Origin of the sequence: Candidatus Litorirhabdus singularis (assembly GCF_026262625.1) — a bacterium.
GTDB classification, from domain to species: Bacteria; Pseudomonadota; Gammaproteobacteria; order Pseudomonadales; family Halieaceae; genus Litorirhabdus; species Litorirhabdus singularis.
In genome coordinates this window covers 24,452-33,764 of the sequence record NZ_SHNN01000008.1, presented here as the reverse complement: position 1 = coordinate 33,764, position 9,313 = coordinate 24,452, and the positions used below count along the sequence as shown (strand labels likewise).

Annotated in this window: 13 protein-coding genes; 5 read left to right on the top strand and 8 right to left on the bottom strand. The window is 51.8% G+C overall.

The annotated features are described in order from the left end of the window. Together EYC98_RS21840 and EYC98_RS21560 are read right to left on the bottom strand one after the other, a co-directional pair. The coding region (locus tag EYC98_RS21840) for a helix-turn-helix domain-containing protein (RefSeq protein WP_420887209.1) at positions 1-252 on the bottom strand (252 nt) is incomplete at its 3' end. A gap of 60 nt (positions 253-312) precedes the next feature. Beyond that, positions 313-966, bottom strand: a complete 654-nt coding sequence (locus tag EYC98_RS21560; protein WP_279247486.1) for a hypothetical protein — start codon at positions 964-966, stop codon at positions 313-315. A 218-nt stretch (positions 967-1,184) separates the two neighbouring features. On the opposite strand from EYC98_RS21560, the gene EYC98_RS21555 reads away from it, so the two are divergent. Next, positions 1,185-1,805, top strand: coding sequence for a nitroreductase family protein (locus EYC98_RS21555; protein WP_279247485.1), 621 nt, complete (start codon positions 1,185-1,187; stop codon positions 1,803-1,805). 141 nt (positions 1,806-1,946) lie between these two features. After that, on the top strand, positions 1,947-2,423 hold the full coding sequence (locus EYC98_RS21550; protein WP_279247484.1) for a GreA/GreB family elongation factor: 477 nt from the start codon (positions 1,947-1,949) through the stop codon (positions 2,421-2,423). Between the two features lie 56 nt (positions 2,424-2,479). Here EYC98_RS21550 and EYC98_RS21545 read toward each other — a convergent pair whose 3' ends face one another. Together EYC98_RS21545 and EYC98_RS21540 are read right to left on the bottom strand one after the other, a co-directional pair. Next, the gene (locus EYC98_RS21545) at positions 2,480-2,845 is read right to left on the bottom strand and encodes an SRPBCC family protein (RefSeq protein WP_279247483.1); all 366 of its coding nucleotides are present in this window, start codon (positions 2,843-2,845) and stop codon (positions 2,480-2,482) included. Positions 2,846-2,852: 7 nt separating this feature from the next. Further along, complete coding sequence (locus EYC98_RS21540) at positions 2,853-3,536, bottom strand: IS6 family transposase (protein WP_279247482.1); 684 nt, start codon at positions 3,534-3,536, stop codon at positions 2,853-2,855. A gap of 215 nt (positions 3,537-3,751) precedes the next feature. Between EYC98_RS21540 and EYC98_RS21535 the strand changes: the two genes are divergently transcribed. Further along, positions 3,752-4,387: a PEP-CTERM sorting domain-containing protein gene (locus EYC98_RS21535; protein WP_279247481.1), complete on the top strand. Its 636-nt coding sequence runs from the start codon at positions 3,752-3,754 to the stop codon at positions 4,385-4,387. A gap of 128 nt (positions 4,388-4,515) precedes the next feature. Here EYC98_RS21535 and EYC98_RS21530 read toward each other — a convergent pair whose 3' ends face one another. Next, positions 4,516-4,728 (bottom strand): hypothetical protein, encoded by a 213-nt coding sequence (locus EYC98_RS21530; protein ID WP_279247480.1) that lies wholly within the window; start codon positions 4,726-4,728, stop codon positions 4,516-4,518. 335 nt (positions 4,729-5,063) lie between these two features. Between EYC98_RS21530 and EYC98_RS21525 the strand changes: the two genes are divergently transcribed. After that, positions 5,064-5,579 carry a hypothetical protein gene (locus tag EYC98_RS21525; RefSeq protein ID WP_279247479.1) on the top strand — a complete coding sequence of 172 codons (516 nt, stop codon included), beginning with the start codon at positions 5,064-5,066 and terminating at the stop codon, positions 5,577-5,579. A 1-nt stretch (position 5,580) separates the two neighbouring features. Here the strand turns inward: EYC98_RS21525 and EYC98_RS21520 are convergent, their stop codons facing one another. The 3 genes from EYC98_RS21520 to EYC98_RS21510 form a co-directional block, all read right to left on the bottom strand. Continuing rightward, complete coding sequence (locus EYC98_RS21520) at positions 5,581-6,600, bottom strand: transposase (protein ID WP_279247478.1); 1,020 nt, start codon at positions 6,598-6,600, stop codon at positions 5,581-5,583. 67 nt (positions 6,601-6,667) lie between these two features. Beyond that, complete coding sequence (locus EYC98_RS21515; protein WP_279247477.1) at positions 6,668-7,447, bottom strand: PHP domain-containing protein; 780 nt, start codon at positions 7,445-7,447, stop codon at positions 6,668-6,670. A gap of 115 nt (positions 7,448-7,562) precedes the next feature. Beyond that, a complete protein-coding gene (locus tag EYC98_RS21510; RefSeq protein WP_279247476.1) occupies positions 7,563-8,234 on the bottom strand; it encodes a MarC family NAAT transporter in 672 nt (223 codons plus the stop codon). 344 nt (positions 8,235-8,578) lie between these two features. On the opposite strand from EYC98_RS21510, the gene EYC98_RS21505 reads away from it, so the two are divergent. Beyond that, positions 8,579-9,292: a hypothetical protein gene (locus tag EYC98_RS21505; RefSeq protein WP_279247475.1), complete on the top strand. Its 714-nt coding sequence runs from the start codon at positions 8,579-8,581 to the stop codon at positions 9,290-9,292. Positions 9,293-9,313 lie beyond the last annotated feature (21 nt).

Below are 9,313 nucleotides of genomic sequence, written 5' to 3'. Positions count from 1 at the left end.
AACGACGGCGCGCAAGGCCTGGTTACTGATAATCTTTCGCGGTTTCACGCAGCGTTTACGCCGGGTTCGGTAGGCTTTACCCGCTTCGGCAGCGCAGTAGCCAACGGAAGACGAGTTCCGCCTGATCTCCCGTGACAAAGTGGCTGGGCTTCGGTCCAGTTGCAGCGCTATCTGACGCAGGCTACTGCCACGGTGTCGTTCAAGCATAAGAAAAGCCCGCTCTTCCGGGCTTAAGTGATGATAGATAGTCATTTGACCCATACTGCCGCTTTTTGTTGCACTTGCAACTTGAGTCTAAGCTGACCCCTTTCTCTATTCATTCACGTTATCAAGCGAGGTCGCCGAGGGCGGCATGACCAACCAGTAGCGATGTATCAGAACTAATTGATAGCTGAGGGCCGCTAAGGCAAACAGTAAGCCAGCCAATGCGAATGCGCCTGCATGACCCGAAAGCCATAGACCGCTACCGACCATGATTAATAGGGCGACCACCATCAAAGAGGACAGGTAATCTCGCCAAGTGGCAGCTGCCATGTTAGAAAAAAAGTAGTCATTTAGAGGGTCGCGCCGGGCTCGGCGAAATACCAGATGGCTGGCCCCTATAGAGACAGCAAACACCGCCGCCAGCATCAGGAACCATGCGCCCAAGTCGTCCGAACCCATGAGGTCTATCATTGCGAACTCGAGTAACCCTATGATGAAGGGAGCCAGGGTGTCCTCCATGGTTGGCATCCAGCTAAAACGCAGCACCAGGCTCACGTAAAAAAGCCATATCTGCAGTATGCCCAACAGCATTACGGCTAGTTGCACCCAACCCAGGGCAGCCTCCCAGCCCGATTGCCACAGGTAGTCACTTTCTCGGAAGCGGGTCCAATATAGCTCCAGCGCAAGGGCCTGGATCATACTGAGAACGGTTATGACAACCGTTGGTAGTAATTCGCGCGCGCGATCAGTGGTCTGCTGCATAGGTCGAAAACTCTATCAGGGGCGTGTGAGACCATCATACTTTTTCAATTCGGTCCTGCCCAAGTATATTCGCCTTTAGGCATGCACACTTCTCGGCTAGTAATAGAGGAACTGGGCGATATGGTGCCTCCCCGGAACGAGTTGCTACACTTGATGGGAATGCAAGGCACTGTAGAATCAATGTACTTTCTTTAACCGGACCAACGCCAGGAGACAACATGAGTCAACCTATGGAGTTACACGAAGCCATCTACAATTGCCGGGCTATGCGGCGTCTGGACAACCGCGAAGTGCCAGAGGATCAGCTAATTCAACTGATTGATGCTGCCAATCAAGCACCTTCAGGTTCCAATGCACAGAATGCGCGCTGGATAGTGGTGCGCGATGCGCAAGTGAAACAACAGTTGGCTGACCTCAACCGCATCAGCGTCGAGGCCTACGTGGCACCCTCCCTCGCTGACCCGCGCATGAGCGACAAACGCAAGCGCATGATGGAAGCGGTTTTATGGCAGATGGACCACTTACACGAAGCACCCGCGTTGATCATTGCCTGCCTCACATTTTTTGAAGAAGCCGATGCCCTGGCTCGGGCCCGATCTGCAGGGTCAATTTGGCCGGGTATCCAAAACCTCTTATTGACCGCCCGCTCTCTGGGTCTGGGCGCCGCCCCCACCACCCTGGCGCTAGGCGACACGGCAGCAGTAGCCAAAATTCTGAATCTGCCAGAGAACATGACTGCCTATGCCTTAATACCGGTAGGCTACCCCCTGGGTAAATTTGGCCCGGTTAGCCGCAAGCCACTGACAAAGATTATGCGCTTTGATCGGTGGAGCGATTAAACGGAGCCAAGGAATCGTTCAGGGCCAGCAGCGCCCTTTCAACAACAAGCCTTCTACGGTAGAGAGCGCCCTCCACAGAGGCGCATCAGTTACTATGGCAAACAAACCGGCAACTTTTTCCCTAATGACTGAACCCTCACTATGCACGACCTGATTAGCGCCATTGTTAAGAAGCTACAACTCGAACTCAGTACTGCTGTAACTGCCAGTGAGCAAGCGCACGACAGTGCCACCCATTCTGAAAATATTGCCGCCAATAAATATGACACTCTCGCCGTGGAAGCCGCCTATCTAGCCCATGGACAATCCATGCGTATTGCCGAGCTTAAGCAATCCATTGCCCTCTACCAGAATTTCCAACGGCCCACATTCAACGCGCATGCCACCATTCAAACGGGCGCACTAGTCTGCATAGAAGATGATGAAGGACAACAGCGGCGCTTTCTGATTGGACCTGCCGCTGGCGGCTTGAGTATTGATGGCGAGCAGGGGCTCATACAAGTCGTAACCCCGACCGCGCCACTCGGGCAGGCCTTAATGGGTAAACGTGTTGATGATGAAGTGGACTGGGAGATTAATCAGCGCAAAGAGTCCTCCATTATTGTGGCTATCGAGTAATAAGAAAAGACATGGGTGTGCTCTGTATTTCCCTATACACGTGCATACCGTACTCACTATTCTTCCAGTGCTGCATTGAGATTGCGATGAAAATGAACGATGGCACTCTCGAAGTGGCCAAAGGTGAAGTGATCGTTGGCGCCACTGGCCATGGTCCGCTGTACGCTCTCTGCGAGCGCGCGATCTTCCGGCGCACCGGTCTCGTTGACGAACTGTGAGTCTCGCTTGGCCGTTTCCGCCGCAGCAGGGTCGCCACCGGTGTGCGCAAGGGAATACGCAATATTACGGGTGCGGCCGGGGGCAATGGGCTCCAACACGACCAAGATAGTGTGATGCGATAAAACCGTCACCATCGCGTTTGGAAACAAGTGGTAAACAAGGTTCTGGCAAGTTAACTCGCTGGAACCATAGAAATCTAGCACCACAGCCTCAAGCAACTACCATACCCCACTCAGCAAACGCACTCGTCCTGAGATTCCTGTAGTGTTCAGAGCGAATCAAGTGCCGTCCCAAATTGAATAAATTACTAACGGCAGCATGTGCACCCAGAAATCTCTGCGCCTGCTTGGCGGATTTGAATCGCCTCATCCCCCGCTCCCTGACCCTGGTCGATTCATGAGATTGCTCAGCCCGATTATTCTCATACTGCTTGGTACTGTGAATTGTCTCGGGTATCAGTTCTCGATGCGCCACGCCGTAACTGCGCAGTTTGTCCGTCACGATCTTCCTGGGCTCACTGCCATGACTTCGCAATAGACGTTTGAAGAAGCGCTTTGCAGCAGCACCATCACGCTTGGCCTGTAGATACACATCAACCACCTCGCCATCCTGATCCACAGCACGCCAGAGGTAGTGCTGCTTACCGTTGATCCGTACGAATACTTCATCGATATAGAAGGTGTCGCCATAGCCTCGGTGCTTTCGTTTCAATCGGCGGGCATAGAGACGGCCGAACTTGATGCACCACAGTCGGATCGATTCACGAGTGACGATTATGCCTCGTTCCGCTAGCAGATCTTCAATGTTTCGGTGGCTGAGATTGAACCGATAGTAGAGCCAGACTGCGTAGGAGATTATGTCGGGTGGGAATCTGTGGCGTTTGTATATGTTCATGCGCCGATTCTATCAAAAACTAGAGTTTTAACTTGGCAGAACCCATTAGCCCTATATAACAAGCGGCTATTCTGTCAGCTTTCTTTACAACTTTAATCTATATCTAATCTACAAGCTGCTGGAGGGCCCGTCTTTACTGGATTGGCATAACATTTGCATATCACAAAATATTGCTGCCAATACGGCGAACGACGTGACGCAAGGGAAAAATGATAATGAAAACTAGCACCTATAAAATGAGCGCGATACATTTGGCAAGAGGGGCGACACTCTTTCTCGGGATGCTATTCTGCTCTATAGCGAACGCAGGACTTATAGATTTTGCATTCACATCTGGCGGTCTTACCAGTTCAACAGCAACCAACGGGGCATTCACCGCAACGATTAACGCCGATGGTGGACAACAGTTCAATTATCCCACTTCGTACCTGAGATCGGCAAGGGGTAGTTCTGGTGATACGCTAACCCTATCGTTCAATCAGGCGATTGACTCTCTAAGTTTCGATGTTGGCTCCTTAGATGCCGGTAATAATAACGAAAGTCTGGTCTTCGCATTAACACCAATAGTTTCAGCGGTAAGTTCTGTTGATTGGTCCAACGGTGGATTGGCCGTGCTCACGGGGAACACCCTCTCCAGCGGAGGCGCCAACGCTGCAACAGCGCGAGTATCTTTTATGGGACTGGGTGGTATAACTAGCTTTAGTTTCGCTGAGGTATTTACAGGCCACGCGATCTATTTTGATAATTTTACGGTAAATACAGGCAGTGGAGTCGTGCCAGCTCCCGCCACCCTCGCTCTCTTCGGCCTCGGTCTCGCTGGACTTGGTTGGTCAAAGCGCAAGAAAGCATAGACGGTACTTCTAGTGACTAGCCCTCCTAGTGAGGGCTTTTTATTGCCTGTAATTTGAGAGTGCTAATGACTGTAGGCGAAAGCGGACATGGCACCGGTAAAGCAGGCACACCTTGCCAAAACTAAAAGCTATACCTGCACGTCTGGCGTCCGAATTGGAGGCTCCTGCATTTCTTCACCACCCTGCCCTCCAGGTTCTATCGTGCATTCGATCTCACCAGTGCTGTTCAGCGGCTGGCCGCCCATCAGCCAATCTACTGTCGTGGCCATGCCAATCACCGCCATGATCAGGACGAAGCCTGCTGCGGCGATGGCGAGTGCTTTGTGGATTCGTTGATTCATTTTATATCAAACTCAAATCCCATTAGGGTCACTCCGGCGCTAAGTCGAAGTTGACTTGAAGGTAGTCGGTGACTGCCCTCTCAACAATCACTTTCAATGACTCCAAAATGAAATCCTTTTGCCCACCGCCAAGGAATCCATATGAGCGATTAAGCAATACCTCATTTCTGCCAAAGTACACGTTAATTTGAAATGCGCGACTACCTCCTCCTCCGCAATCCTGTAGTAACGGGACACCCATATCTTCCCCTTTAGACATACGCACTTCTCGACTAGTATTAGCCGGCACAGCTGTTCAATCAGAACAGCACTCTACTATTGAGCGAGATGACTGCATGAATTGGGAAATGTTTGGAGCTTTGGCGGAAATGCTTGGCGGAGCTGCTGTGATTATCTCGCTACTCTTTGTCGGCTTTCAGTTACGCCAACAGTCGAATATTGAACGTGCAAAAGCACAGCGCGACTTACTGATGCAAATTCGGGAATGGATATCCTTGCCGTCACAAAATAAGGAGTGCTTCAACGCAATTCAGCGCTGCATGGATGATTTTGATGGCGCCGACGACTGGAGCCGTCAGCAATTTTGGGACTGGGCAACGAATGTCCTTCTCGTCTTCGAATCAGTGCTCTATATGAAAGAAGACAATTTCATTCACGAAGGCTCTTATATCAGATTCGAACAACTGGTATTGGCTATTACACGCACGCATGGCGGCGGACAGTGGTGGAAATACATGTACAACGTTATCGGCACAGATGTGGCAGAACATATCAATGCACGCATAGAGGAACTGGGCGATACGGTGCCTCCCTGGAACGAGTTGCTGCCGCATTTCAAGTTCGCCGAGTAGCTTAGGGAGACCCGTAAACGCGACCCAACATCGACTGGCCATTACTCCAACGTCGACCGCGAGCCTGATTAAAACGTGCCAGCGCTGCTGGATGACCTACTGCCTGCACCGAGCGACGCTGAACATCTAATGTCAGTTCTAGCCACTGATCACTATCGAGCTGCAAGGCTCGCAGCGCCGGCGGTGCATCTCGTGCAATTGCACCTCGCTTATCCGCCCTCACCACCCTCCCCGTCCAATCCACAAGTTCTATGTAGGCACGCAATGTAACCGGCAGCTGAGTACCCATACCTGCACCGGCCTGCGCGCCAGTAAAGGGCAGGAGGCTCGCGGTACTAGTATGTACATCTACCTCCGGCTCCTGCGCTCGCTGCTGCCTATCACTCAATTCCCACAGACGCTCCTGAATCGAAGTAAAGTCAGAGTCAGTGAGGCCCTGCGCCAGCCCTGCCCGAACGGGGTTCAAGTCCACATACGCCATACAGCTGAGTACCGCCCTGTCATCCAATAGCGCCTGCGCTTTGAACCTTCCCTCCCAAAAGCGCCCCGTGCAACCGTCTTCACGATTCGCCTGCCTGGCAACATACTCATTGAGGCACCGCATATACCAGCTGATATCCATCAGCCGCTTACGCCATACCCCCGCTATAGCGCTAACAGTCTCCCCCTCAGCTGCACTCAACGCTTCTCCGCAGAGATAACCCTGTACCAGTAAGGGACCGCGAAACAGCGTGCACCAACGCTCAATCACCTCATGGTCGGTCCAGGACTGGGCCTGCTTTCTGTCGACGCGAAGCACCAGGTGGTAGTGATTATTCATAATGGCATAAGCAGCGATATCCACCGCAAACGCTGCAGCGACTTGTTTGATGCGGTCTAGCAGCCACTGGCGGCGATGACTGAAGTCCTGTCCCGAATACCGATCCTTTCCACACAGAAACGCACGCCGCACGCAGCGTGAAATACAGTGGTAGTAAGGGGTATCGTCTAACGAAATCTGAGTACGACGTGGAGTGGTCATCCTTGAGCCTCCTATCTGGCGTTCCATCGCCTGCACAAAAGAGCTTAGACCGAACTAAGGCGACCCGCTAGCGGATGAGCGAATACGATGAAAAAGACATGGGTGTCCTGTGTATTTGTAGCAGGGCGGCTGGATATAACTTGCACAGTTTGTCGATGGGCCGCAGGTGTTGCTGACTGTTGCTGTGGCGCAGGCGGCCCAGCTGATCAACACTGGTGTTGTGGGCGATGGCGGTGATGACGTCGTGCAGTGGCTTGCAGCGCGGGTGATGCATTTGCACATTGCCACAGGCCAGCATGGGTATATCAAGACTGGTGGCCAGCTCCAGAAACTGTAAATAGCGCTGTGTCTCGTTACCGTGACGTAAGTGGCTAACACCCAGCCACAGCCGTTCCTTGCACAGGCGCCGCAGCTGCTGGCCATAGGCGCGGCTGGTATCACTGTTATCAACGGGCAGCCATATGAGCAGGCAACGCTTGAGATGAAAGATCACGTCACGCAGGCTGACCCGGTACTCGCCCTTGGGGCTGCGCCTGCGGGCCATACTGATTAACCCCGACAGTTCGCTATAGGCGGCGCGATTGGGCGCCAGCGCCAGCAGCTTGATGCCTTCTTCCAGGTTCAGCTCACTGCCAATAATCAGCTTGATGCCGTATTCCTGCGCCGCCACATGAGCCTTGACCACCCCGGCTAGCGAGCACTCATCAGTAATGGCGAGCGCGGTATAGCCCAGCTCTGCCGCGCGCTGCACCAGATCTCGGGGGTGCGAGGCACCGCGCTGGAAGCTGAAGTTGCTCAGGCAATGGAGTTCGGCATACATGGTGGTGAGTGAGTATAAGTAGAACAAACGCCCTTTTCTCCCCCACCCAACCCTAAACATTCTGAGTACTGCAACCACTTGTCGCGGCTGAAACGGTCTCCAGCTATTATAAATATGCTAATTAGTCACTCAGTGGATTTTCTCACGACTCGCCTTCGAACTGTTGCAAGCTTTCAATAATCGGCGTAATAAAACGCTCGCTTGCCAGGTACTCTGCTAAACCGTCAAAAACGAACTGGAACGCGATACAAATTAGGAGAAATCCCATAATTCTGGTTAATGCATCAAGGCCTACTACCCCCAATGCTCTGGAGATAAATCCGGCGCTCCGCAGGGCAAGCCAGGCAATAAATACGACTGCGACAATCCCGACAGAAACTGCCGCATAACCGACTAAGTCGTCCGCTCCCGCCGCCATGGTCGTCACAACCGAAATGGAACCCGGGCCGCTGAGTGATGGCATTGCAAGTGGCGTAAACGCGATGTCGCTCATCTTCTTTGATTCTTTTTTTGCCTCATCGGAAATTTCCTCAGCATCTGCTGGGTTAAGCATGCCGAATCCGACCCGCATAATAATAATGCCCCCGGCAACGCGAATAGCGGGAATTGATATACCAAAGAACTCAATGATTAGTGCGCCTGACCATAGAAAAGTAAGAAGAATAGCTGCCATGAAAATGCAGGCACGCAGGGCCTGCTTTTGCGCCCATGCGTCGGATTGACCCTTGGTCAGCGAAAGAAACAGCGGGACTGTGCTGAAGGGATTGGAGATGGGCAATAAAGCCAGAAAGGTAACCATCACAATTTCAAACATGGAATGTGTAACCATAGGCAGCGGATTATTGGCCAGCCTACAGCTGGGCTTTCAATTAAACAACTGACCAGGTTGTGATCGGCCATTTGCAAGTGGATAGTACCTGTGTGTCGCAAAATGATTACGAACAGACTCAAGCACGAGCGTAAACTGGCTTGTGCTTTTTATCCTCCCAGTAGACTAGCCACAAGACATTTTGGCCAGCAAGCATGAAATCCTGATCCAATTCGACAATAACCGCGTATGCCACGGATACAATTCAAAGATGTTGATCTATGCCTAAACTTGGGCCCTTGAATAAAGATAGCATTCGTATCATCAGATATTTTTTCCTGATTTTTTGCATGACCGCTTCATTCAGCCTGAGTGCTGAAGAACAATGGTCGTTCAACCTGAGCCCCTACATCTGGTTCGCTGGTTTCGAGGGCGATGTAGCTACCATAGAAGGCTTGCCCCCTGTAAATGTTGACATCTCGCCTAGTGATGCCATAGATGACACCGAGACCTCATTCATGTTCATTTCCGAAGCGAAAAAGGGCAAACAAGGCGTATACCTCGATTTTTATTATAGCGATATGACCTCAGAGGAACCCATTGTAGAACTGGAGGACACTACAATTCAGTCCGGGACTAAAACTACCATGGCAACCGTAGGCTATACCTATGAGGTATTTAGCAATCAGAATACCGTGTTGGAAGCTATGGCGGGGGCTCGTTGGTGGCAAATCGATTCAACCTTGACGTTGCGCGGCCCGCTGCCTGACTTGAACATCTCAGCCGACAAAAAAGAGTCGTGGACCGACCCATTTATTGGCATCAAGGGCAAGTCATCCTTTCCCGGGTCCAATTTTTATGTTGCCGGTGGTGTCGGGTATGGGGGTTTTGGGATTAACGCGGATAGCTTCTATGACCTGACAGCCAATCTGGGCTACCAGTGGACAGAGTCTATAGCGACTGCGGTTGGGTATCGTCTCTATGACCTGGATTACGACGAAAGCGGCTTTAAGTACGATGTTAAGCAACAAGGCTGGCAAGTCGGCCTGACATGGCAGTTTTAATTATGCAAAAAAGGAATTTTA